Annotated in this window: 22 protein-coding genes; 5 read left to right on the top strand and 17 right to left on the bottom strand. The window is 62.4% G+C overall.

Annotation, left to right across the window (positions count from 1 at the left end):
• Positions 1–10: 10 nt before the first annotated feature.
• The 4 genes from bcsA to bcsD all read right to left on the bottom strand — a co-directional run bounded on the left by bcsA (position 11) and on the right by bcsD (position 4901).
• Positions 11–2215 carry a UDP-forming cellulose synthase catalytic subunit gene (gene bcsA, locus BLS41_RS19640; protein WP_074767836.1) on the bottom strand — a complete coding sequence of 735 codons (2205 nt, stop codon included), beginning with the start codon at positions 2213–2215 and terminating at the stop codon, positions 11–13.
• Positions 2212–3000: a cellulose biosynthesis protein BcsQ gene (gene bcsQ, locus BLS41_RS19645; RefSeq protein ID WP_074767838.1), complete on the bottom strand. Its 789-nt coding sequence runs from the start codon at positions 2998–3000 to the stop codon at positions 2212–2214. The genes bcsA and bcsQ overlap by 4 nt, the downstream gene beginning before the upstream one ends.
• Positions 2997–4091 (bottom strand): cellulose biosynthesis protein BcsP, encoded by a 1095-nt coding sequence (bcsP, locus tag BLS41_RS19650; protein WP_074767840.1) that lies wholly within the window; start codon positions 4089–4091, stop codon positions 2997–2999. The genes bcsQ and bcsP overlap by 4 nt, the downstream gene beginning before the upstream one ends.
• 354 nt (positions 4092–4445) lie before the next feature.
• Positions 4446–4901, bottom strand: a complete 456-nt coding sequence (gene bcsD / locus BLS41_RS19655; protein ID WP_074767842.1) for a cellulose biosynthesis protein BcsD — start codon at positions 4899–4901, stop codon at positions 4446–4448.
• Between the two features lie 616 nt (positions 4902–5517).
• Between bcsD and BLS41_RS19660 the strand changes: the two genes are divergently transcribed.
• Complete coding sequence (locus BLS41_RS19660) at positions 5518–6666, top strand: GGDEF domain-containing protein (protein ID WP_074767844.1); 1149 nt, start codon at positions 5518–5520, stop codon at positions 6664–6666.
• Between the two features lie 172 nt (positions 6667–6838).
• Positions 6839–9160, top strand: coding sequence for a bifunctional diguanylate cyclase/phosphodiesterase (locus tag BLS41_RS19665; RefSeq protein WP_074767846.1), 2322 nt, complete (start codon positions 6839–6841; stop codon positions 9158–9160).
• Between the two features lie 48 nt (positions 9161–9208).
• On the opposite strand, the gene hpaI is transcribed toward BLS41_RS19665, so the two are convergent.
• The 7 genes from hpaI to BLS41_RS19700 all read right to left on the bottom strand — a co-directional run bounded on the left by hpaI (position 9209) and on the right by BLS41_RS19700 (position 15292).
• Positions 9209–10012, bottom strand: coding sequence for a 4-hydroxy-2-oxoheptanedioate aldolase (gene hpaI / locus BLS41_RS19670; RefSeq protein ID WP_074767848.1), 804 nt, complete (start codon positions 10010–10012; stop codon positions 9209–9211).
• Between the two features lie 33 nt (positions 10013–10045).
• Positions 10046–10849 (bottom strand): 2-oxo-hept-4-ene-1,7-dioate hydratase, encoded by an 804-nt coding sequence (gene hpaH, locus BLS41_RS19675; RefSeq protein ID WP_074767850.1) that lies wholly within the window; start codon positions 10847–10849, stop codon positions 10046–10048.
• A gap of 50 nt (positions 10850–10899) precedes the next feature.
• Positions 10900–11298 (bottom strand): 5-carboxymethyl-2-hydroxymuconate Delta-isomerase, encoded by a 399-nt coding sequence (locus BLS41_RS19680; protein ID WP_074767852.1) that lies wholly within the window; start codon positions 11296–11298, stop codon positions 10900–10902.
• A 17-nt stretch (positions 11299–11315) separates the two neighbouring features.
• Positions 11316–12179, bottom strand: a complete 864-nt coding sequence (gene hpaD, locus BLS41_RS19685) for a 3,4-dihydroxyphenylacetate 2,3-dioxygenase (RefSeq protein WP_074767854.1) — start codon at positions 12177–12179, stop codon at positions 11316–11318.
• A 92-nt stretch (positions 12180–12271) separates the two neighbouring features.
• A complete protein-coding gene (gene hpaE / locus BLS41_RS19690) occupies positions 12272–13729 on the bottom strand; it encodes a 5-carboxymethyl-2-hydroxymuconate semialdehyde dehydrogenase (RefSeq protein ID WP_074767856.1) in 1458 nt (485 codons plus the stop codon).
• A gap of 34 nt (positions 13730–13763) precedes the next feature.
• Positions 13764–14522, bottom strand: coding sequence for a fumarylacetoacetate hydrolase family protein (locus BLS41_RS19695; RefSeq protein ID WP_074767858.1), 759 nt, complete (start codon positions 14520–14522; stop codon positions 13764–13766).
• Positions 14519–15292, bottom strand: coding sequence for a fumarylacetoacetate hydrolase family protein (locus BLS41_RS19700; RefSeq protein WP_074767860.1), 774 nt, complete (start codon positions 15290–15292; stop codon positions 14519–14521). Before BLS41_RS19700 ends, BLS41_RS19695 begins: the two co-directional genes overlap by 4 nt.
• Before the next feature lie 210 nt (positions 15293–15502).
• On the opposite strand from BLS41_RS19700, the gene hpaR reads away from it, so the two are divergent.
• On the top strand, positions 15503–15910 hold the full coding sequence (hpaR, locus tag BLS41_RS19705) for a homoprotocatechuate degradation operon regulator HpaR (RefSeq protein ID WP_074767862.1): 408 nt from the start codon (positions 15503–15505) through the stop codon (positions 15908–15910).
• A 25-nt stretch (positions 15911–15935) separates the two neighbouring features.
• Here the strand turns inward: hpaR and BLS41_RS19710 are convergent, their stop codons facing one another.
• The 3 genes from BLS41_RS19710 to BLS41_RS19720 all read right to left on the bottom strand — a co-directional run bounded on the left by BLS41_RS19710 (position 15936) and on the right by BLS41_RS19720 (position 18793).
• Positions 15936–17081: a DSD1 family PLP-dependent enzyme gene (locus BLS41_RS19710; protein WP_074767864.1), complete on the bottom strand. Its 1146-nt coding sequence runs from the start codon at positions 17079–17081 to the stop codon at positions 15936–15938.
• 31 nt (positions 17082–17112) lie between these two features.
• The gene (locus BLS41_RS19715) at positions 17113–17757 is read right to left on the bottom strand and encodes an HAD family hydrolase (protein ID WP_074767866.1); all 645 of its coding nucleotides are present in this window, start codon (positions 17755–17757) and stop codon (positions 17113–17115) included.
• A gap of 130 nt (positions 17758–17887) precedes the next feature.
• Entirely contained in the window at positions 17888–18793 is a 906-nt protein-coding gene (locus tag BLS41_RS19720) for a LysR family transcriptional regulator (RefSeq protein ID WP_074767868.1), read from the bottom strand.
• Positions 18794–19019: 226 nt separating this feature from the next.
• Between BLS41_RS19720 and BLS41_RS19725 the strand changes: the two genes are divergently transcribed.
• On the top strand, positions 19020–20114 hold the full coding sequence (locus BLS41_RS19725) for a hypothetical protein (RefSeq protein WP_074767870.1): 1095 nt from the start codon (positions 19020–19022) through the stop codon (positions 20112–20114).
• A 15-nt stretch (positions 20115–20129) separates the two neighbouring features.
• Here the strand turns inward: BLS41_RS19725 and aroQ are convergent, their stop codons facing one another.
• The 3 genes from aroQ to BLS41_RS19740 all read right to left on the bottom strand — a co-directional run bounded on the left by aroQ (position 20130) and on the right by BLS41_RS19740 (position 23201).
• Positions 20130–20567 (bottom strand): type II 3-dehydroquinate dehydratase, encoded by a 438-nt coding sequence (aroQ, locus tag BLS41_RS19730; protein ID WP_074767872.1) that lies wholly within the window; start codon positions 20565–20567, stop codon positions 20130–20132.
• A 45-nt stretch (positions 20568–20612) separates the two neighbouring features.
• Positions 20613–21725, bottom strand: coding sequence for a Gfo/Idh/MocA family protein (locus BLS41_RS19735; RefSeq protein WP_074767874.1), 1113 nt, complete (start codon positions 21723–21725; stop codon positions 20613–20615).
• Positions 21726–21794: 69 nt separating this feature from the next.
• Positions 21795–23201, bottom strand: coding sequence for an MFS transporter (locus BLS41_RS19740; RefSeq protein ID WP_074767877.1), 1407 nt, complete (start codon positions 23199–23201; stop codon positions 21795–21797).
• A gap of 279 nt (positions 23202–23480) precedes the next feature.
• Between BLS41_RS19740 and BLS41_RS19745 the strand changes: the two genes are divergently transcribed.
• A complete protein-coding gene (locus tag BLS41_RS19745) occupies positions 23481–24437 on the top strand; it encodes a LysR family transcriptional regulator (protein WP_074767879.1) in 957 nt (318 codons plus the stop codon).
• Positions 24438–24472 lie beyond the last annotated feature (35 nt).

A 24472-nucleotide genomic window follows, 5' to 3' on the forward strand; every position in this document is an offset into this window, starting at 1 on the left:
TTGCCTTAGATCAGTCTTTGGTTTTTAGCTTCTTGACGTCCACCGGACGGCTTTTCATCGAACTACGAATGTCGGCGTAAAGATGTTCGAACAGCCCTGCGATGCCGAGCGCTCCCACCCTCAGCACATGCGACAGACCACGCAACGGCGTGTCCTGCTGCCGCCCTTCGGCCCACCCGGTCCAGGCGTCCGCTCGAGCGAAAGTTGTCTTGACGAACTCGTACTCCTGCTCACGCGTCATCGCGGAGAAGCGCAGCCCCACACGCCCCGGCGCGGTGAAGCCGACGGTCGCGGGGAAGGCGTATTCCTCGTCGCCGCGAAACAGCGACACGCTCACGCGTTCGTGCATCGGCACTTCGATCTGCGCGGGCAACGCGACGCCGACCCCGCCTTCGGAGTAGTCGATCGTTTCGCAAGCCAACGTGCGGCCGGTCGAGAACTTGAGCATCACAGGCATCTTCATCGCGACGCGGTGAACCGCGCGCACCTGGCGGCGCTCGCTCGCGGCGGCCACGCTGGCGCCGAGAATCAGCATGTTGTAGCCGGTCCACGCGAGGTTCAGGATCGTGGTTTCGACGACGCTGCGCGTATGCCAGTTCAGATAGATGTGCACCAGCCCGACCACGAAGCCGATCAGGTTCAGCAGCAACAGGAACAGGTACGGCCGCGAGATCGACCAGTCGAAGTAGCTCTTCTCGATCTGGCCGCCCTTGGCCGTCACGTTGAACTTGCCGAGCTTCGGGTTGATCAGCGCGAGCAGGGTAGGCGCGGTGATGTACGACGCCAGCACCGACTCATACACCTCGGCCCAGAACGAGTGGCGGAACGAGCGCTGCATCCGCGAATTGGTGATGCTCGCGTGCATCATGTGCGGCAGCGCGTAGATCGCGATCGTGCTGGCGGCGGCTTCGATCACGTGCGCGCCGAAGAACAGATACGACAGCGGCGCAGTCAGGAACACCAGACGCGGAATGCCGTAGAAGAAGTGCATCATCGCGTTCAGATAGCACAGCCGCTGGCCGATCTTCAGCCCCTTGCCGGTCAGCGGATTGTCGATCCGGAAAATCTGCGTCATGCCGCGCGCCCAGCGAATCCGCTGGCCGATGTGGCCTGAAAGACTTTCCGTCGCGAGACCGGCCGCCTGCGGAATCGCCAGATAAGCGGTGGTGTAGCCGAGGCGGTGCAGCTTCAATGCGGTGTGCGCGTCTTCGGTCACGGTTTCGACCGCGATGCCGCCGATCTCCTCGACCATGGTCCGGCGCAGCAGCGCGCACGAACCGCAGAAGAAGGTCGCGTTCCACAGGTCGTTGCCGTCCTGCACCAGCCCGTAGAACAGTTCGCCTTCGTTCGGCACCTTGCGAAAGGTGCCGAGATTGCGTTCGAACGGGTCGGCGTTGAAGAAGTGGTGGGGCGTTTGCAGCATCGACAGCAGCTTGTCGCACAGGAACCAGCCGAGGCCGATCTGCAGGAACGAGCGGGTCGGAATGTGATCGCAGTCGAAGATCGCGAGGTATTCGCCGGTGGTGATCTTCAGCGCCTCGTTGATGTTGCCGGCCTTCGCGTGGCGGTTGTGCGTGCGGATCGTCCAGTTGACGCCGACTTCCTCGCAGAACGCCTTGAACTCGGGACGGCGGCCGTCGTCGAGCACATGAATCGAGATTTTTTCGGCCGGATAGTCGAGCGCGAGCGCGGCGTAAATGGTCGGCTTCACGACCGACAACGGCTCGTTGTAGGTCGGAATGAACACGTCGACGGTCGGCCATTGGTCGCGCGACGCAGGCAGCGGCATCGGCGTGCGCTTGAGCGGCCATGCGGTCTGGAAGTAGCCGAGCATCAGCACGACGGTCGAATAGACTTCCGCCGACACCAGCAGCAGACCCCACGCGGCGTCGAGCGGATGTTCCCAGTACGTGGTCGAGGTCAGCCGCCAGTACATATAGCGGCCCGACGTGACTACCGACAGCATGATCATCACCATCGTCGCGTATCGCCCTTGCAGACGGCGGAACAGCAGCGCGACCACGAAGCAGCAGGTGGCGAACGTCAACTGTTCGTAGAACGCGAGCGGCACGGTGAACACGAAGTACAGCATGCACAGCGCGAGCAGCGTGACGACGACCGTGACGATGCGGCTATTCCAGAAGCGCGCATCGACGAAACGTTCCAGCCGCGATGGCGGACCACCCTCCAGGCTCTGCGAATCCGGCGTACTCATGCGACGTTCCTCGGCGAGACGGCGATCGCGTCGACCGCCGCCATCAGCCAGTCGCCGCACGAACGGAGGTCGGCAGCGGCCTGGCTGAGTGGATCGTAGTGAATCAGCGTGGTGTCGCAGGCGAGCGCTTCGCTCACCCCTTCATCCTGATGGATCACGCCCGGAAATACCCGGTTGCCGAGCATCTGGCGCAGCACCTTGAGCACGTCCTTGGTCAGCTGGCGAGACTGGTCGATCTGGTTGACCACATAGCCTTCGCCGCCGAACTCGGGGCGCGGTGCGGCGTAGGTCGCGATCAGCCGTTCCATTTGCGGGATCGCCGCGTACGACGCAGCGTCGGCGAGCACCACGTTCAGCGCGAAGGTGGCCGCGCACAGGGCGGTGCGGACATACGTGGACGACCCCGGCGGCGTGTCGATGATGACGATGTCGGACGGATCGAGCCGCAGGTTCTGCAGCGACTGCGCGAGCCAGCGCGGATCGTGGTCGATATACGCTTCGAAGCGGCGGCGGTCGTCTTCGAGCACCGCGCCGTACGGCAGCACGGTCACGCCGTCGATGCCGTCGAACATCACCGTTTGCCACGGATCACCGGTCAGCGTGGCGCGCGACAAACCGTCGATGCTGTCGAGCGGCACGCCGAAGTGCAGGCGCAGCGCGTTCTGCGGGTCGAGGTCGAGGGCGATCACGCGACGGCCGCTGGCGGCCAGTACGGAAGCGAGATTGGCGGCGAGGGTGGTCTTGCCGACCCCACCTTTGGCGGACACTACCGCGATGACTTTCATGAGCGACGGGGGCCGTTGACCAGCCACGAAGGGGGGACGCCGGGCGCGGCGGCCTGCGGTTGCGGCTGTGCCTGACCGGACTGGCCGCGCAGGCGGTCGAAGACCGATTGCAACGGTGCGGGTTGAGCGGCGGAGGCGTCGGCTGCGGGCGGCTGTTGCGGCGCGGCCGTGGGCTGCGCGGCGAACAGCTTGCCGAGAATCGACGAGGACGGCGCGGGTTGCGGGGTTGCGTGTGCCGCGTGCATGAATGCGGCGTGCGGCGGAGCTGCAGCAGGCGCTATGGCAGGTGTGACCGGCGTCGCGGCGTAAGCTTGCGTGGGCGCCGGTGCTTGCGCCCAATTCGGTACCGGGGATGCAGCCGGTGTAACCGGTGCCGCGTACGCGGGTTGCGCAGCAAGAGCGGCCGGCGTGCGGAATGGACTGCCGAACGGAGCGGCGGCTAGCGGGGCCACAGGTGAAATCGATGCCGCAGGTGGCACGGCTGCAATCGATGCAAACAGACCCGTCGACACGCCCGGAGCCACTGGCACCGCGAAGGGATTCGGCGCAGCGTGCGCTGGAGCCGCCACGGGTGCAGCCGGTGCAGCCGCAGCGATCGGTGCAAAAGGCGCAACGAACGGAGCAGGCACAACAGGCACAACAGGCGGCACCTGCGCCGCGACAGCAGGCCGTGCGACCACCGGATCGTTCATTGCCACAGCGGGTGCGCTTTCCTCGTGACTGCCCAGCGCGCCGAAGCGCGACGCGCCGCTCGGCGCGGCAGGCTGGGGTGCGGTAATGGCGACCGGCGGAATGTCCCGCCGATGCGATCGCGTGAACAGCGGCGCTTTGGCGCGCGTGACCGACGCGACGTCTTTCGGCGTCGTGTCCTCGCGATCGATAGCCGGCGCCGGGGCGACCGGCTGCTGCGGTCTCGCCTCGCGACGTTGGCCGATTTCGGGAATCGTCGGCTGCGTGAGATCCAGCGTGACCAGCAACGGCCAACGCGTGCGCGCGGTGCGCGCATCGTTCTCGCGGCCGATCTCCTGATACGCGTTGGCGTCGCCGCCAAAATGATCGAATAATTTTTCGATGTCGCTCGATGAACTCATAATGCCGCCGTCTTGTTCATGACTTGCCTTGCCCCGATCCTTAAATTTTCTCGCGGCGCTCAACCCCGTACTGCAACCTCACCCTGCACTCGATGCTGTGTTACGTGCCGTGTGTTACGTCCTGCGTGCCACGTGCTACGTATCACCTTGCGTATGTCACGCGTCCGGTCCGGCGCGTTCTCTCCTGCTTTATCGACTGCTGCTGCCACTGCCTTTAGCTACCGTACCGGTCCGCGCTGACATCCACGTTCAAATGGCGCCGGACCGCAAGCGCCAATGCACGAGTCATGCCTGACGAATGCGCTGCGCTGCCGGTTGGACGGCCAGCGCAACCCGTGCACTCCGCGCAACCGTTCAGGCCGGATGGCGGCCCAGACGGAATTCGATCGCGGTGTCCTCGCCATAGGCGCTGGTCTGCGCGACCGACAACCCTTGCGCGCCCAAGGAACTCAACCACGTCTGATACACACCCTCGAGAAACGCCGGAGTCCAGGCCAGCGCCGCACCGCCGAAGGCCGGCAGCGGCGCGCAGTAATGAACGATGCGCAGCGATTCGGCTTCGTCGACGAGTTTGACGTAGCCCCAATCCATCTCATGCCAGTACAGGTTCAACGCATTGGCAAGCTCGGCTGTTGACCCGCAGGCCGGCAGCGGATGCGCGGCCGCGAAACGGCTGCCGACCCGATGCATCAGCAGACGCAACTCGTCGCGGCCGATCTGCGCTTCGAACTCGGTGGCCAATGCGGTCAGCATTCCGCGCCACTGAGGCGAGACTTGACGATCCAGCAGGTAATCGAGAATTGGGACCATATTTTCCAGGGGACGGCCGTCGTTTCGGTTTGCATCCAAACCGCTTGCGGCCAGGTGAAGATAAATGCGTCGGGAAATCGCGCGTTGCACGCGTCTAGGTTACTTTTACCGGGATGTCCAGTCTGTCCGGCACACTTCGGAAGAAGTCTACTTAAGACATTAACGTTTTGCCACTTCCCATTGGTATGTTGATACGCAGAATGGATTGGAATGGATGCAGGGTAATTACGTAATTTTTGCGGATCAAATCGCGCGCGTCCCTTGCTGCTGTACTTACGGCATGCATAAGCGTCGGCAATATAGGGATTAACACGTGAGCCGGACTGTGAATCCGGCTTAACCGTTTTGTCGCAAATGCAACGCTTCGGTGACTGGGCAAGACCCGCGCGCATTGGCTGAGGCCACTTTCTTTCATAATCTTCCGCTTTCGCGGCGGTCGCTGTTTTTGCGCGGGCAGTCAGATTTGCCGGTTAAGCTTACGTTCGCCACGGAGTGTGACGGGTTGTCGTGAATCAATGACGACACGATCACGGTTAAAACCAATGCATTAAGCGTGCGACGGGGTGATGCAAAAAACGCCACGCTAATCGTTTGCCGTTTGATTCACTGAACTGTAATGCTCAATCCACTCAGTATTCTGCTGATCACGGTTTTGTCGAGCGCCATGGCAATGGCGGTGCTCGGTTCGCTATGGCGGGCGGCGATTCCGGGCGTCGGCTACTGGATTTCGGCCAACGCGGCGGCGATCGTCGCACTGCTCGCGTTCGCGATGCAGGGCCGTGCGTCGCCGTGGCTGAGCTTCGTCGGCGCCAACGAATTGCTGGCCGTCTCGTTGCTGCTGGTGGTCGAAGGCAGCCTGCGCTTTCAGGCGAGCCGCCTCCGGCTCTGGCCCGCCTATGCCGGGCTGGTGGCCGTCTTCGCGGGGATCGCGTGGTGGACCTTCGTCACGCCGGATTTCAACGCGCGCGTCGCGCTGGTGTCGGCGTTCCACGCGTCGCTTTACGCGGTGCTCGCCGTGCTGATGTGGCGCGGACGTCCCGCAAACCGGCCGCGCTACAGCTACTATTTTCTCGCTATCGCGGCTGCGCTGCTATGCGTGGGGCATGCGTCGCGCGGCGTGATGTACGGCTTCGGCATCATCGAGCAAACCGGACTGATGCAGGTCTCGCCGTCCAACATCATTTTTCTCGCGCTTGGCATCCTGGCGCCGCCGTGTCTGTCGATCGGCGTGGTGATGCTCGCGCACGACCGGCTGGCCGAGCGGCTGGAGCGGCTCGCGAATGTCGACGACCTGACCGGCGTGCTGTCACGCCGCGCGTTCCTGGCGGCAAGCGGCGTCCTGCTGAAGGAGTCGCTGAGAACCCGTTCGCCGGTGACGATGGCGATCATCGACATCGATTCGTTCAAGGCCGTCAACGATACCCATGGACATGCCGCGGGCGATCAGGTGCTGAGGCATTTCGCGGCGTTCGTGTCGCGCAACCTGCGAGCCGGCGATGTGTTCGGCCGGCTCGGCGGCGAGGAGTTCGGCGTGCTGTGCCCGGCGACCACCGCCGCCGAGGCGGTCGCAGTCATGGACCGTCTGCGCGTGCGGCTCGCCGCGATTCCGCAGTCCGCGCGGCCGTTGGGACTGGCATACACGTTCAGTGTCGGCGTCGACCAGTACCGGCCCGACGAATCGCTCGACCAGCTCAGCGCCCGCGCCGACGGTGCGCTCTACGCGGCCAAGGCGTCGGGCCGCAATCGCGTGATGGCGGCAGCCTGACAGAACGGGCGCCGACTCCGGCCTCGCAGCGCAATCTGCAATGCGTAACCGGCCTTAACGAGCAATTTCTTACGCTTTTTTGCACGACAGGCATAAATATTCGTCAGACATTTGCCGTTATCCAATGGCGGAGTGACTGGAACCAGCCTGAGACAGCCTGATAACGATCAATATGCCTGCCACCTCAACGCCTCACCTACCCGAACCAGGTTTGCGGGAACGTTTTCATCGACGTTCGCTAGAACATCAACGGCCGCTTTCCACGGTGACGATGGCATTTACCGTGGTGGCGTTCCTCTGTCTGGTCGGGGCGCGCAACCTGGTCAGCGGCCCAGCCACACCGCTGGCTTACCGGCTGGCCTGCGCGCTGATCCTCGCGCTGCTCGTGCTGGCGATTCCCAGCACCCGCTCGACATGGCTGTTCGGCGCAATCGGCGTCGCGTACATGCAGGTGCTGGTCGCCGGCATGGCGCTGAACATCGGCGGCGTCGAGCAGCCGTTGCTGTGGCTCCTGCCCGCGATGGTGGTGGTCCCCGTCTGCGCCGCGCCGCTGTGGCTCACGCCCGCGCACTTTTTCACCGGCACCGCGTTGTTCTATGCGTCGGCGTTCGCGCTGCTGTTCGACGAGCCGCTGACCCATGACATCGACACGGTCGTCTGGACCTGGATCATCGCGATCGGCGTGCCGACTTCGGCGGTGTTTCACTTCGGCTTCTATCGCTTCCGGCGCAATCACTTCCTGCTCGAAAGCCAGCTCGCGCAACTCGCCGCGACCGATCCGCTGACCGGCCTGCAAAACCGCCGCGCGTTCGTCAAACAGGCCGAGCATCATCTCGACACGATCATCGGCGACGCGCAGGTCAGCGCGATCTTTCTCGACATCGACAACTTCAAGTCGCTGAACGACCGCTTCGGCCATGCGGTCGGCGATCACGCGCTGTACCAGGTCGCCCAGGTCCTGATGGAGCAGACCTCCGCCGACGACAGCGTGAGCCGGATCGGCGGAGAAGAATTCGCGGTGCTGCTGCGCAACGGCCTGAGCGGCGCGCTCGATCTGGCCGAGCGGCTGCGCGGCGCGATTGCCGCGATCGAACGGCCCGACGGCAATCTGACCGCGAGCTTCGGCGTGGCCCAGCACCGGCGTGGCGAAAGCATCATGGTGCTGCTCGACCGTGCCGACGAAGCGCTGCTGCGCGCCAAGTATTCGGGACGAAACCGTGTCTGCGCCGAGCGCCGCATGCTGCCGGACGTGCAGCGCCTGTTTGCCGACGAGCGGCGCGGCGAAGGGCATCGGCATCAATGGGAAGACTATTACCTGACTTCGCATTTCCAGCCGCTCTACAGTTTGTCGCATCAGAAGCAGGTGGGTTTCGAGGCGCTGCTGCGCGGCGAGCAGGACGACGGCACGCTGGTGCCGCCCGTGGTGATGTTCGCGCCGAAGCCGTCCAGCGATGAGGGTGCGCTCGACCGCGCGAGTCATACCGTGCACCTGGGCAACGCGAGCCAGTCGCTGCCGAACGACGCGTGGCTGTTCCTGAATATTCTGCCGGCCACTTTCATTGCAACCGGTTATGCCGATCAGTTGAGCGAGCTCGTGCGCGCAGCCGGGCTCGAACCCGAGCGGGTGATTCTGGAGATTCTCGAATCGCACGGCGGCAGTGTCGACGATATGTCGCGGGCAGCGGCGCTTTATCGCGAGCATGGCTTCCTGATCGCCGTCGACGACTTTGGCGCCGGTCAGTCGAACCTCGACCGGCTGCTGCGGATTCGCCCCGATCTTGTGAAGCTCGACGGCGAACTGATCCGCGCGACGAGTCACGGCACCGGCCATCCGATCCTGCCGAAGCTCGTGTCGCTGCTGCATCAGGCGGGCATGCTGGTGGTGGTCGAAGGTGTGGAGACGACCGACGAGCTGATTCTCGCGGTGGAATCGAATGTGGATTTCGCGCAAGGCTATTTGCTCGGGCGGCCGGCTGCGCAGATTGCGCCGCCGGAGTCGGTGCACCGGCAGATCGACGATGCATTCGACGTGATCGCGCAGGGGCGCGCGCATCAGTATGCGTTGTTCGAATCGGAAGTGGAGCCGTACCGGGTCGCGTTGCGCGATGCCGCCGATGCGTTGCTCGCGGGCGTCGCGATGGACGAGGCGTTTGCACCGCTGGCGAGGTTCGATCGCTGCATCAGCTGTTTCATTCTCGACGATACGGGCAGACAGGTCGGTCACGAAGTGCCGGGTCCGGCGTGGAGCCGGGACGGGGCGTCGCTGCAACCGGTTGCAAATCCGCGCGATGCGCGTTGGGATCATCGGCCGTATTTCAGGAATGCGGTTTTGCTGCCGGGCGTGGCGGTGACCAGCAATCCGTATCTGTCGCTGGCAAGCGGCAGGCCGTGTATCGCGGTGACGCTGGCGGTGCCGTTCGCCAACGAGCGCTCGGTGATCGGCGTGGAGCTGGACTGGTCGGCGAGGGGCTTGCCTTGGCCTGCGGGCGAGTAGGGGGGGTTGCCGCAGGCTTTCGTCTGTCGATGAACAAGCTAACGCCTATCAGTAGCCACCTTTAACCGGCGCCGCGCTCGCCGCGGTTTTCTTGTACGACGACGCGAGGTCCGCGGCCGCACGGCTCAGCAGACCCGTGTCCGAGCCGACCGCGACAAAGGTCGCGCCGGCCGCAAGATACTCGGCGGCAATCGCGGGGTCGGCGGCGAGCACGCCAGCCGCTTTGCCTGCGTCGCGCGTTATCGCGATGCCGTTGCGGATTGCTTCGCGCACGCTCGCGTCGCCCGGCTTGCCTAGCAGGCCCATCGACGCACTCAGGTCCGATGGGCCGAAGAACACGCCGTCTACGCCGTCCACTGCGGCGATGGCCCGCAGATTCTCCATGCCTTGTACCGATTCCACCTGCACCAGCACGCACAACTCTTCGGCGGCGGTGGTCAGATAATCGGGTACGCGATTCCAGCGCGATGCGCGCGCCAGGCCGCTGCCCACACCTCGAATGCCTTGCGGCGGATAACGTGTGGCGGCGACTGCGTCGGCGGCCTGGTCGGCGGTATCGATCATTGGCAGGAGCAGCGTTTGCGCGCCGATATCGAGCAGCTGCTTGATCAGCGCCGCGTCGCTGCGCACCGGACGCACCACCGGATGTGACGCATAGGCGGCGACCGCCTGCAACTGCGCGAGCGTGCTGCGGACGTCGTTCGGCGCGTGCTCGTTGTCGATCAGCAGCCAGTCGAAACCGGCGGTGGCGAGCAACTCGGTCACGTACGCGTCGGCGAGCGCGGCCCATAGGCCGAATTGCGGTTGGCCCGAGGCCAGCGCGCGCTTGAATGGGTTTTGCGGAAGGGACATGTCGATCCAGTCGGGTTGTATGCGGTTACGAATTCAGATGAAATTCAGGCCGATGCCGCCGAGCGGGCCATAGTCGACATGGAATGTGTCGCCTGCACGTGCGGGGATCGGACTCGTGAAGGATCCGCTCAGGATCACGTCGTTCGCGTTCAGCATCTCATCGTAGGGCGCGATCTTGTTGGCGAGCCACGCCACGCCGGTTGCCGGGTGATTCAATACTGCCGCTGCGAGACCGCTTTCCTCGACCGCGCCGTTTTTATAGAGCAGCGCGCCGACCCAGCGCAGATCGACATCGAGCGGACGCACCGGACGCCCGCCGAGCACGATGCCCGCATTCGCGGCGAAGTCCGAGATCGTGTCGTAGACCTTGCGCGGCGCACGGGTTTCGCGGTCGAACTGCTCGATGCGCGCGTCGATGATCTCCACGGCGGGCGTGACGTAAGCGGTTGCATCGAGCACGTCGAACAACGTGACGCCTGGGCCTTTCAGCGGCTTGTTCAGCACGAACGCGAGTTCGACTTCCACGCGCGGCGCAATGAAGCGGTCCGCGCGAATATCCTGGCCGTTTTCGATAAACATGCTGTCGAGCAGCGGCGCGTAGTCGGGTTCGTCGATCTGCGACGAGCGCTGCATCGCGCGCGACGTGAGGCCGATCTTGCGGCCTTTGATTACGTGGCCTTCGGCCAGCTTCAGCCTGACCCACTCGCGCTGGATCGCGTAACCGTCTTCGATGGTCATCTGCGGATATTGCGCTGAGAAGTGGCGCAATTGCGTGCGGGTTTTCTCGGCGTGATCGAGTTGCGCGGCGAGTTCGCGGATGGTCTGTTCATCTAGCATGATGGTTTCTCCTTGCGACGCGGCGCTAACGTAGCGCCTCGTCAGGCGGATCAGGTTTTGAAACGTGCATGCAGGTTGTTGTGCTTCCACGAACCGGCTTCGCTGAATTCGCCGATTTCCAGCGATAACGCCAACCCGTGCTGTTCGAATTCGGCGGCGAAGTGCTGTTTGATCAGCGCGAATAGCGCGTCGCCGGTAGCCTTTTTTACGGCCCCGGAGCGGCCTGCGCCGATCTTCAGATTCGCGTGCAGAAACGCGGCGTCGGGGCGGCCGTCGGCGATGTAGTACTGGTCGCAACGCAATGCGCGCACGCGGATGCCGCCCAGCGGATAGACGCGCTGTTCGCCATCGCGTTGGGCAGCCAGACATTGCGCGAGCGTGTTGCACAGCTGGCCGATGCTTTTCTCATCGGCGAGATTGGCGCTGTATTCGAGCGTGAGATGCGGCACGGTAAGCTCCTTCGAAATCAGACGGGCAGCGGCGTAACCGGGAAGATCGCATTGATCTGCCCGGTACCCGAACTGCCGAAATACGGTGTGACGACTTCAACCTTGCCGTCGTAGCGGTCCCAACCCAGCGCGCCGAGCAACATGGCGGTGTCGTGCATGCCGCCTTCGCCCCAACATTTCTCGTTATAAAGCGGCAGCATGTCGCAGAAGCTTGTCCAGTCGCCGGCTTTCCATAACTCGACCACGCTGCGGTCCATCTGTTCGAGAAACGGATTCCATACCTTGTGCATGAATTGCTCGGCGGTGCCGTTGTTCGCGAAATGATGGCTCAGCGAGCCGCTTGCCAGAATCGCGACGGTGCCGTCGTAACGTTCCTCGATCGCCTTGCGAACCGCGAGGCCGAAGCGGGCGCTGGTGGCGAGGTCGTGCCACATGCACCAGCCCGATACCGACACCGCTTTAAAACGCCGGTCGCTGTTCATATAACGCATCGGCACCAGCGTGCCGTACTCGAGCCCGAGCGTGGTCTCGCTATGCGCGCGGCTTTTTACGCCCATTTCGTTGGCGACTTCCGCGATCAGATTGCCGAGTTCGACGTTGCCGGGGTACGAGTACGGCATGTTCCTGATGAAATGCGGCAACTCATTGCTCGTGTAGACGCCTTCGAAATCCGGTGCGCAATTGATGTGGTATTCGCTATTGACGAGCCAGTGCACGTCGAACACGACGATCGTATCCACGCCCAGTTCGCGGCAACGCCGGCCGATTTCATGATGACCGTCGATGGCGGGCTGACGGCAACCTTTATGCGGGCCGTCGAGTTCCGATAGATACAGCGACGGTACGTGAGTGACTTTTGCTGCCAGCGCGAGCTTGCCCATCGCGGTCTCCAGTTCGGTGTTGCTTTGGCCGGGCGCGTCGTATTTGCGCGCGGCATCTCATGCGCCGCTATGCTTTTGACGCGTTGACTACATTAAACGCCCCAGCGCGGAATTTGATGCGATCCGAGCGACACGCACACGTTTTTTGGTTCGAGAAATACTTCGTAGCTCCACGTTCCGCCTTCGCGGCCCACGCCGGATGCCTTCGTGCCGCCAAACGGCTGACGCAGATCGCGCACGTTCTGGCTGTTCACGAAGCACATGCCTGCTTCGACGGCCGCCGCAACACGATGCGCGCGGCCGGTGTTCTCGGTCCAGATATAACTCGACAAGCCGTACGAAATGTCATTGGCAAGCCGGATCGCTTCGGCTTCGTCGTCGAATGGAATCAGGCACGCGACGGGTCCAAAAATTTCTTCCTGGGCGATGCGCATGCGATTGTCGACATCGACGAAGACGGTCGGCATCACGAAGTTGCCTTTGCGCATCGCGTCGGGCAGGTCGGGCGTATCGAGGCCGCCGCACGCGAGCGTCGCGCCTTCTTTCGGACCCAGTTCGATATAGCTGCGGACTTTCGCGAGATGCGCCTGACTGATCATCGGCCCGACGATGGTGCTGTCCGCGAGCGGATCGCCTACGGTCAAACGCTTTGCACGTTCGATGAAACGCTCGGCAAAACGCGTGTAAATCGAGCGTTGAACCAGAATGCGCGAACCTGCCGTACAGCGTTCGCCGTTGTTCGAGAAGATCATGAATACGGCGGCGTCGAGCGCACGTTCGAAATCGGCGTCGTCGAAAATCACGAACGGCGATTTGCCGCCGAGTTCCATCGAAAACTTTTTCAGCCCCGCGGTTTGCACGATACGGTTGCCGGTCGCCGTCGATCCGGTGAACGACACCGCGTGCACATCGGGATGCGCGACCAGCGGTTCGCCGGTCTCCTTGCCGAAGCCGTGCACGACGTTCAGCACGCCCGCAGGAATGCCGGCTTCGAGCGCGAGTTGCCCGAGCATCGACGCGGTGAGCGGCGACAGTTCGCTCATCTTCAGCACGGCCGTGTTGCCGAATGCCAGGCAGGGCGCGACCTTCCACGTAGCCGTCATGAACGGCACGTTCCATGGCGAAATCAGCGCGCACACGCCGACCGGATGAAACAGCGTGTAGTTCAGATGCGTATCGGTCGGATACGTATGGCCGTCGACGCGCGTGCACATCTCGGCGAAATAGCTGAAGTTGTCGGCGGCGCGCGGTACGAGTTGCTTGCGCGTTTGCGAGATTGTTTGGCCGGTGTCTTTTGTCTCGGTCTCCGAAATATCGGGCACGTTCTTCGCGATCAACTCGCCGAGTTTGCGCACCAGTTTCGCGCGCTCCGCAGCGGGCTTCGCGGCCCATGCGGGAAATGCGTTTTTCGCCGCGCGCACGGCTGAGTCGATCTCCTGCGCACCACCGCGCGCAACTTCGGCCAGCACTTCCTGCGTGGCGGGATTGACCGTCTCGAAGTAGTCTTTCGCGGCGCAGGTCTCGCCGTTGATCAGATGCTCGATTCGCATTGCGATGTCCTTTTATAGCTCTATCGATGACGGATTACGTACGGCCAAAGTCGGCGTCCGACGCAATCGTGTTCACGAGACGGCCAAGACCGTCGATTTCGCAGATCACTTCGTCGCCCGCATTCACATTGACGACGCCTTCAGGCGTGCCGGTCAGGATCACGTCGCCGGGCGCGAGTGTCATGAAGCCGCTCAGATATTCGACCAGCGAGGGGATATCCGTGACGAGGTCGCGCGTGTTGCCGTGCTGTTGCTGCGTGCCGTTCACAAAGGTGCGCAATTCCAGTTGATTGACGTCTTCGATATCGGCCGCGTCGACGAACCAGGGGCCGAGTACTGTGCCGCCGTCGCGATTCTTCACGCGAAGATTGGGGCGATAGTAGTTTTCCAGGTAGTCGCGGATCGCGTAGTCGTTCGCGATCATGTAGCCGGCCACGTGCTGCATCGCGTTTTCGCGCTTTACGTTGCGTGCGGTCTGGCCGATCACGACGGCGAGTTCGCACTCGTAGTGCATGAACGTGACGTCTGCGGGGCGGCGTGTGAAACCGCGATGACCGATTACTGTGCCCGGCCCTTTGAGAAAAACGAGAGGTTCTTCCTGCTTGCCGAACTGCAATTCCTTCGCATGTTCGGCGTAGTTCAGACCGAGTGCGAAGATCGTGCCGACTTCGATGGGTGCGAGCCACACCACTTCATCTTCGCGACGCACGCGGCCATCGGCGAGGAGCACGCCCTGTGCGTGCGGATGGGCTTCGTGAATCGCGCCTGCATAGGCAACGCGGCCGCGCATCATGACAGTTCTCCAGCGTATTCCTGTGCGGCGACAAACGAGACAGTGAGCGGTGGCAAGCCTTCAATCGACAACGTGGCCGTGTCGCCGATATGCGCGGGCGGCGAACCGTGCGGCACGCCTAATGTGAGCACATCGCCTGCGCTGAGGGTCATGAAGTCGGTGACATCCGCGAGCAATTGCGCGACGTTGCGTACCGCCGACGCTGTGTTCGCCGAAAAAATCTCCACACCGTTGAGCGAGACCTTGATCGCCAGATGATCCGGCGTTGCAACGTGACGCGCTGCCACCACCGCAGGCCCGATTGCACAAAAACCGTCGCGCGCGCGAAACCTCACGGAGGGCCGATAGACGCTCGCATGCGGGACGCTGAGGTCGCCGACCAGCGTATAACCGGCGATATATTCAGCCGCGCGATTTGCGGCGATACGTGTTGCCGTGCGGCCAATCACGATCCCCAGCGAAGCACCGACTTCCACGCCCAATTCGTTATCCGGCACGACGACGCGCGCGCGATGCCCTGCAAACGTGTTACGCGGCTTCAGATAAAGAACGGGTGCTTTCGGGGGTGCTTTGTACGGCGCGGCGTGCATCGCGTCGCCCAATGCCTGCAGCGCGGCACGGTCGTTTAGCAGGGTGCCGTACACCGCGCCGCTAACAGGCGCGCGACAGGCGAGGCCGCTACGCAGCAGCGCCGCGAGAGTACTGGCATCTACGTCGCGGGGCAGCGCTTCGCCTTCGGGATGCAGCAGATGATTGGCAAGTGCAAACATCGATGAGCCGCCTTTCTGTAAAGGATCGCGAAAAAAGCCGGAAAAAATCCTGCGAAAACACTAACATGTTAGTAGTATTGCGCTTGATATGATTCACGGTCAATAGGCCGTCGGCTGATCGCGGGTTTTCCCTTAAATTTCGACGGTAGTTTTTATTCTTCTGCCACTATGTCCGCTGCGTCCACACGAGTTTTGCATCGCAATCTGCCCATGCTGCTGTTGCGAGCCAGAGAAAAAATGATGGAGCGGTTTCGTCCGCTGATTACCGCGCATGGACTCACCGAACAGCAATGGCGCGTGATTCGCGCGCTCAACGAACATGGGCCGATGGAGCCGCGTCACATCTCCGATATCTGTACGATTTCGAGCCCAAGCATGGCCGGCGTGCTCGCGCGCATGGAGAGCATGGAACTGGTGACGAAGGAGCGTTTCGCGGAAGATCAGCGCCGTGTGCTGGTGTCGCTGACAGACACCAGCGTGGAACTGGTGCGCGTGATTTCGAAAGACCTCGAAGCGCACTATCGGGAGTTGGAGCGCAAGGTCGGACCGGAGATCGTCGAGCGCGTCTATCGCGCGGTGGACGATCTGCTGGCCGGTCTTGGCGAAGAGGACGAGTGAGTCCAGGCTAAAGCGGCGTTGCGGCTTACCAGCCGTGAAAACGTTGCCATTCGACGCTGCTTCCATCGGGCGAAACCGCGTGATATTCGGGAAACTGGGCGCCCGTCGCGCACGCATGATTCGGCAGAATGCGCAGCTTCATACCGATTGGAAAGCGCTGGGTAATGTCGGGAGTTTCGTCCGCTTGCGAACCGTCCCCCGTTGACGAAAGAATGCCGTGCTCCTGGTTCGCGCCGCTCACCACGTAGCCGGGAAGCAGCGTGCCGTTCAGCAGACACGGCTGCCCGTAGCCGAAATCGTGCGCCTGCTTCGACGTGCCGCGATCGCGGCTCATCGCCATCCAGCCCGCGTCGAGAATCGCCCAGCCTTTTTCCGCCTGATGCCCGATCACGGTGGCGAGCACGCTGAGCGCGATATCGTCGAGTGCACACACACCCACGTTGTGCATGACCAGATCGAACAGCACATACACGCCGGCGCGGACTTCGGTCACGCCGTCGAGTTGCGCGGCGGCGAGCGCGGTCGGCGTCGAACCGACACTGACGACGGGGCACGGAATACCCGCATCGCGCAACCGTTGCGCTGCGCGTACGCAGCCCGCGCGTTCCTGTTCGGCGAGCGCGGCGAGCGCCTCCGGCGTGTTCAATTCGTAGCTCGACCCGGCGTGGGTCATCACGCCGCCCAGCTTGACGCCGTTCTCGTGCAGAATCCGCCCGACTTCGAGCAACGTGTCCTGTTCCGGCGTGATGCCCGAGCGATGACCGTCCGTGTCCACTTCGATCCATACCTCGAAGGTTTCGCCGTGCTGGTCGCCGAATGCCGCGATCGCCGCTGCGGCGGTCGGGTTGTCCACTACCAGTTTCAGGTCGCAGCCCTGGCGGCGCAGCGCGAACGCTCTCGGCAACCTCGCGGGCACCATGCTGACCGCGTACAGAATGTCGCGGATGCCTGCTGCGAAAAACGCCTCCGCTTCCTTCAGCGTCGACACCGTAATGCCGCGTGCGCCAGCCGCGATCTGTGCGCGCACCACGTCGATACATTTGGTGGTTTTCACATGCGGACGAAACGCGACGCCCAGCGTGTTCATCTGCGCCTGCATTCGTGCGATGTTCTTCTGCATCCGCGCGACGTCGATCAACGCGGCGGGAGTTTCGATCTGTTCGAGTTTCATGCTTTCACCGGGAAATAAGGTGGTTTTGGACTCACAGGCCGCCGAAGCGGCTGAGCCACGGGAGCAGCTGGTCGAGCGTAGGCGCCTCGATCTCCGGGGCTTGCGCGCCCGCGACGAGCGGCAAGCCGACGTGGTTGTGCCAGTATGTGCGCAAGCCGACCGCAGCGGTACCGAACATGTCATAACTGGAACCGGCGACGAAAGCGGCTTCGTGCGCTTCTACACCGAGTTTGTCGAGTGCGAGACGGTACGGTTGCGGGTCCGGTTTATAGACGCCCGCTTCTTCGGCCGTCACGATCGCATCCCAACTGACAGGGAAAATGTTCGCCGCCTGCGAACCTAACCGCGTCGAGCAGTTGGTGACGACCGCGAGTTTGCAGTGTGGCGCGAGCGCCTGTAATGCATCGGTAGCACCTTGCCATGGCGTGAGTTTCCGCCAGTCAGCTTCGAGCGCGAGTGCCGCAGATTCGGGCAGTCCTACTTCCGTGGCCGCGTCGCGAACCAGTTGTTCATATGGAATGTAGCGACCGCAGCCATATGTCAGACGCAAATAGGCGGCTCGCCATGCGCGGCCCGATTCTTCGGACCCTGCTGCGTGATTCCACGAAGTCCAGGAATCGAGCAGGGCGGTCAGAAGGTCGAACAGAACGGCTTTGGGGTACAAGGTGGAAGTCATGACGGCTATTTCACTTTGACCGGCTGTGAACAGTGAACCCATTATAAAGTTCGATCCGCGGAATGAAGTTCACAGTGGCTAACTCATAGATTCAGTCAAACTGAATGACGGTGTTGGCGTATTGCTGGCTTTATCGTCTCCACGGAGGAACCGGCTTGAAGCGGCTCTGCAGAAACTGCATGAAATGACGGGTCCGCGCGGGCAAGCCCGCTCTCTGGTGCGTAAGCGCCATCACGTTGGCGTCGGGCGCTTTCCATCCAGGCAGCAAACGTACGAGCTTACCCCGGGCGATGTCGTCGGCGACGTCCCATTCGGAACGCAGAATCACGCCGCGCCCTTCGCAGGCCCATTGACGGATCACGTCGCCGTCGTTGCAACTCAGGTGAGCGGAAACGCGTACGCTGCGGCGGGTGCGCCCCTTGCTGAACTGCCATAGCGTCACATCTTCGTTGTTCTCGCGCAGCACGATGCACGGCAGCCTGCCCAATTCATCCGGCGATTCCGGCATGCCCAGGCGTTTGACCAGACCGGGCGCTGCGCAGACGAAGCGCGCATTTGGTGCGATTGCGTAGCCGACACGATTCGACAGCGGCAACTCGCCGATATGCACGACGATATCGAAGCGGTCCATCGTGTCGGTCAATGGCTGATCGGACAGCGTGAGCGAAATGTCGATATCCGGGTTCTGCTGCTGGAACTCGCCGATCGCGGGCGCGAGATGGCGTCGCCCGAACCCTAGCGGTGCGTTGATTTTCAGCGTGCCGACCAGGCCGTTGCGGCGCATCTGCAAGTCGTCGAACAGCGAGTCGAACTGCTCGATGAGTTCGGCGCCGCGTTCGCACAGCAGCACGCCTTCCTCGGTAAATTGCAGGCGGCGAGCGGTGCGGTTCACCAGTTGCGCGCCGAGTTTCTTTTCGAGTTGCTGCAGGCGTTGTGTGATCGCAGAGGGCGAGAGTCCCAGCTTGCGTGCTGCGGCGATCAGGCTGCCACTTTCGCGGATGGTCAACAGAAAGCGGATATCGGCCGAATCGTTCATGTCAGCAATTTTCGAGTGCGGAATCTGGCAGCATAATGGCTTTGCGCGAGCTGTTCCATGCTTACCGTGTGCGCATTCGCGATTGCGCGCGGGTATCGCAAGGTAAAGTATTGTTTCCGTAACGCAGCCGACAGCCTGGTTCGCTAAAGTACGCGCTTCTCGAGCGTCGCTTGGCGGCTAATGCTTTCCATCGACTCGTTGTCATTTCCATTTGAAGAGAAGTCCCATGTCGTTGCCCAACTCCGCTAACGATCCGGCAAACTCCGCCGATCATGCCACGCAAAAAAGTGCCGTGAAACAGGCAGTATTTCTGCATACAGGTTGGCGCAGTGCCGGAACGTGGGTATGGTCGCGTCTGCGTGAGCTGGAGGGGGCGACCGGTTTCTATGAGCCGCTCAGCAATGTTCTCGCCGACTTGAGCCCGGCCGACGTCGCCGCGTCGCGTCCCACGCTTACGTCAGGACACCCGCCGCTCGACGCGCCGTATTTCGACGAATATCGCCCGTTTCTTCAGGATGGCGCGCGTGGTGTGACTGGCTATCGCAAGCGCTTCAGCATTGATCGCTTCTCGCGTGAACCGGATGCGGATTTCCCGGTGTTGCAGGCGTATCTGCGTAACTTGTGCGCGCGCACGGTCGAGCAGAGCAGCGTGCCGGTCTTCAAGTTTTGCCGTTCGTCAGGGCGGTTGCCCTGGCTCAAAGGCGCGTTTCCCGATGCGATGCATGTTGGCGTGTTGAGAAATCCGGCGTCGCAGTTTGCGTCGGGCTGGCTGCTCAGTCAGCAGTGGGGCAATCCGTTTTTTGTCGCCGCGCCGTTTCGCGTGCTCGGGTTGAATCTGTCGGACCCGCTTGTGCGGCAGGTTGTCGAGGCGTGTAGCGTGAGCTTGCCGCCGTCGTCGTCGATGACGGACGACGCCTACGCGATGGCGTGCGAGCAATACGCGCGCACCGCGGAAGGCAATAACGCCTATCGCGCGTTTGTCGCGTTGTGGACGCTGTGCGCGCTGCGGATGGCGGAGGGCGTCGATCTGCTGGTCGATATCGACAGGTTGGGGCAGTCGCGCGACTACGCGGCCGGTTTGCGCGCCGGATTTCACGCGCAGAGCGGTTTGTCGCCGGACTTCGGCAACGCGCGCGACCTGGTTGAAGAGACGCGCCGCAGCGCGTCGCGTATTGCCGGAATCGATGGACGCTCGATGCGCGCCGTGCATTCCGCCGCGCTTAAATTCCTGAAGAGCCAGGGCGGTCTCGATGCCGCGCTGGTCGACGTGATTCGCGAGAAGATGGTGCTGGCCAACGAACTGACCGACCAATGGCGCTAACTATCCGGCGATTGCTTATCCTGCCGCAGACACCGCCGCCCGCAATCCCAATAGATAACTGTCCACGCCGAAGCCGCAAATCTGTCCCTTGACGATTTCCGCGAACACTGACACATGCCGGAACGCTTCACGCGCGTGAATGTTGGACATGTGAATCTCCACTACCGGCACTGTCAGAATGGCGAGTGCGTCGCGAATGCCGTAGCTGTAGTGGGTCCATGCACCGGCGTTGATCAGCACGCCGTCGGCGTTATCGGTGAATGCCTGGTGAATACGTTCGCACATCCCGGCTTCGCTATTGGTCTGAAAGCTCTCGACCCGCACGCCCAGTTCCTTGCCCAGTGCATGAAGTTTGCTGTCGATTTCAGCGAGCGTTACCGTGCCGTATTGCGCGGGATCGCGCTTGCCGAACATATTGTGGTTGATGCCGTGCAGCATCACGAATGTTTTCATCGAGTGTCCCGGAAGAGTGAAATCGGCGGCGCGAGCCGCACTGCGTTAATGGACAGCGGAATGCGCGGCGGAGTTCACTGCTGGGTTCGCCGCGGAGTTCACCGCAACTTCGGGTGCGGTATCGACAACCACTCCCGCATTGGCCGCGTGCACGATTGCCTCGGTAATCCGCAGATTCTGCAAGCCGTCGCGAGCGCTGACTAGCGGCGCAGTCTCGCCGCGAACCACTCGCCCGAAATGCTCCAGTTGAAGCTTCAATGGATCGTCGCGCGTCATGTCGGCGACACTCACGTCGAACGGCTTCCACCACGAGCGGTCTTCCGCTTTGCCATACGTCTTCAGGCGCATGGTCGGCACGGCGAGCGAGCCGAATGTCCCTGCAATCACGTAACAATCTTCATCCGGATACGACGGATAAGCCTTGTTTTCCTGCGATGTCTGTTCCCAACTGCGCGCACTTGCAGCCGTGTCCGACAGCATGAAACTGCCTAGCGCGCCGTTCGCGAAACGCAGGTTGATCGCTACCGTATCTTCGACCGGAAAGCCGCGCGTCGCATGCGATGAAAACGCCTGCACGGCGACGATATCGCCGCACAACATACGCAGGTTGTGCACCTCGTGAATCATGTTCAGCAGAATCGGGCCGCCGCCGGCCTTGCGTCGCCATTCGGCGCCCGAGAAGTACTCATCCGGTTTGAAAAAAACCGCGCTGCCCATCACCGCGACCAGTTTGCCGAGCCTGCCTTCGTCGATCAATTGCCGCGCCCGCGCCATGATCGGGCTATGCGCGCGGTGATGGCCGATCAGCAACGGCACACCGCAGCGCTCGACTTCCGCGACGAGCGTTTCGGCCTCTTCGACCGTCGACGCTATCGGTTTTTCGAGCAGCGTCGGCATGCCGGCCGCGAGACAAACCTGCGCATGCTCCACATGCAACTGGTTCGGCGTGGCGAGAATGACGCCATCAGGACGATCCCGTTCGAGCAGTTCATCGAGCGTACGGTAAAGCGGAACGCCGGCCTCGGCAGCCAGCGCGGCCGCCGCCGACGACGGGTCGACAATGGCCGACAGTGTGCAGGTCTCGCTTTGCTGCGCGACGGCCATATGAGCGCGGCCGATATAGCCCGCGCCGGCCACGGCGATCCGGGTTCGGTTCATGGAGCAGTTCCTTCAGGCCGCCGGGCAGGCGGCACAGTGAGCTTGCGGTTGAGCAGCAGTACCTAAACTTCAGGCGAGTGCTTTCTTCGCTTCGGCCATGGTTTCCGCGCGCAATGCATCGTAGCTGTGCTTGTCGATAGGAACCGCGTTGGGCTCGCCGAGATCGCTCAGTTTGACGCGGAAGTTTTCTCGCGCGGTCCATGCCGTCACCGCCGATATCACGCAGATGCCGAACGTAATCGCGCCGATGGTGAGCGGCACGTTGTTCGATCCCGGCGGCGCGACATAAGCAAAGAGGGCGGGCAGAAGCGCGGTAATCGTGGTGCCGATGTTCTGGCCGATCGCCATCGCGGAGACGCGCGAGCGGGTCGGGAACAGCTCCGGGTAGAAGCTTGGGAAGGTCGCGTTATAGCCCTGATAGATGACGCCCCACATGAGGATCGACATCACCATCGCGAGCGGCACGTTATGGATGCTGATCGCGTATAGGTAACCGAACGAGAGCAGACCCGCGCCGAGCGCGCCGACGATGATCGGCAGGCGGCGGCCGATCCGGTCCGACAGATTGCCCACATAAGGAATCACCAGCACGGCGACGATGTTGCCGACCACCGGAATCCACAGATACACGCTCTTCGAAAAGCCGATGCCGTACGACGCCTGCACCGCATAGGCCGCGCCGAATATGGTGGCGACCACGGGGATCACGTTCATCAGCGAGCAGAGCACCACGCGAATCATGTCGCCCCAGTTGTAACGGAACGCTTCGACAATCGGCGACTTCGGCACGCCGCCGCTTGCGTCTTCCTTGGCGAACGCGGGCGTTTCTTCCACTTCGCGGCGGATGATGTAACCGGCGATCAGCACGACCGAACTCAGCAGGAACGGAATGCGCCAGCCCCACGAATTGAACGAGCTTTCGTCCATGTAGTAGGCGAGCGGCAGGAACACGGCGGCGGCGAGAATCTGGCCGGCCTGCACGCCTTGCAACGTGAAACTGGCGTAGTAGCCGCGTCGTCCGAAGGGCGCGTGTTCGAGGATCATCGAGCTGGCGCCCGAGATTTCACCGGCCACCGCAAAACCCTGAATCAGACGAAGCACGACCAGCATCGCCGGTGCGAGCATGCCGACGCTGTGATATGTCGGCAGAAAGCCGACTGCCATCGTCGAGAAGCCCATCAGGAACATGCAGACCAGCAGGACGTTCTTGCGGCCGTGCGTGTCGCCCCAATGCCCGAGAACCAGTGCGCCGATCGGCCGGGCGACGTAACCCACGCCGTAAGTGGCGAGCGACGCGACGATCGCGATCTTCGGGTTGCCCGAGGGAAAGAACAGTTGGGGAAAGATTAGTGCGGCGGCCTGCGCGTAGATGAAGAAATCGTAGTACTCGAGCGCCGAGCCAATCCAGCCGCTGGCGGTCGCTTTGCGAGCCTGCGAGCGATGTGCGTGCGCGTCCGGCGATGCATTCGTTTCCATATCGTCTCCTGAGCGGAAGTGTTTTTTATCAGCTTCTATGGCTGACTCATTGGGCGTCCTGAAAGCACAACAATGCAAGCCAGGACTTTCCGGGACATGTGGCCCAGGTTTCCTGTCCAGCGGGTTTGCCGCAGTGCGGCATTCAACGGTGAGCCGGGATGCAGCACAGGGTTAACCATTGATTGGGTATCCGGAATATTGCGTCCGGCCTGCTTTGCTTGCCCGATCGATTCGTTACGGCTAGGGTAATGTGCTTCTGCACCGACACAATGCGCCCCGATGGAAAATCAGAATGCGCTCACAGCCAATAATGAATCTTTCCTGCGCGATCTCCAGTTGTTCTGCAACATCGCCCGGCGGGGAAGCTTTATCGCGGCATCGACGGAAATGGGTTTGTCGCCTTCGCATGTGAGCAAGCGCATCGCGATGCTGGAGGCGAGTCTCGGCGTGAAACTGTTTCAGCGGACCACGCGGCGCGTCAGCGTGACGAGCGACGGCGAAGCCGCTTTGCAGTGGGCGCAGAAAATACTCGACGACGTGCAAGGCATGGCCGACGCATTCGCCGATCGCCGCACCGAATTGCGCGGCCTGCTGCGTATCAGCACGAGCTTGCGGCTTGGCCGCAAACATGTGTCGCCGATTCTCGCGATGCTGCGCGAGCGTCATCCGAATCTGGAGCTGTGGCTCGAGTTGCTGGACCGTCGCGCGGATCTGGTCGGTGAGAATTTCGACATCGACGTACGTGTGGGCGAAGTGCACGAGCCGCATCTGATCGCACACAGGATGGTGGAGAGCGCGCGCATTCTGTGCGCGTCGCCGGCGTATCTGGAAAGGCGCGGCATGCCGCTCGATCCCGGTGAGCTGGCGCAGCACGACTGCCTCGTGTTTCGCGGACGCGACGACCGCTTCGGCGTCTGGCGGCTCGCCGGACCCAACGGAGAGAAGAGCGTCAAAGTGACAGGTACGGTCGCGTCGAATCTCAGCGATATCGTCGTGCAATGGGCGCGAGACGGTTACGGGATCGTGATGGTGTCGATCTGGGACGTCGCCGAAAGCCTGCGCGCGGGCGAACTCGTGCGCGTGCTGCCGGACTACCAGCAATCCGCCGATGTGTGGGCGGTCACGGCGGAGCGGCTGTCGTCGTCGGCGAAGATTCAGGTGTGTATCGAGTTCCTGCGGGAGCAGTTGACCAGCGGCCCCTATGCGCTGGTAACGCGTGGCGTGGGCGGGTTTTGAAGCGGCGTGAAACCCCGTTCACGCCGCTTTACTTC

The sequence above is a fragment of the Paraburkholderia fungorum genome, from assembly GCF_900099835.1.
Lineage (GTDB): Bacteria > Pseudomonadota > Gammaproteobacteria > Burkholderiales > Burkholderiaceae > Paraburkholderia > Paraburkholderia fungorum_A.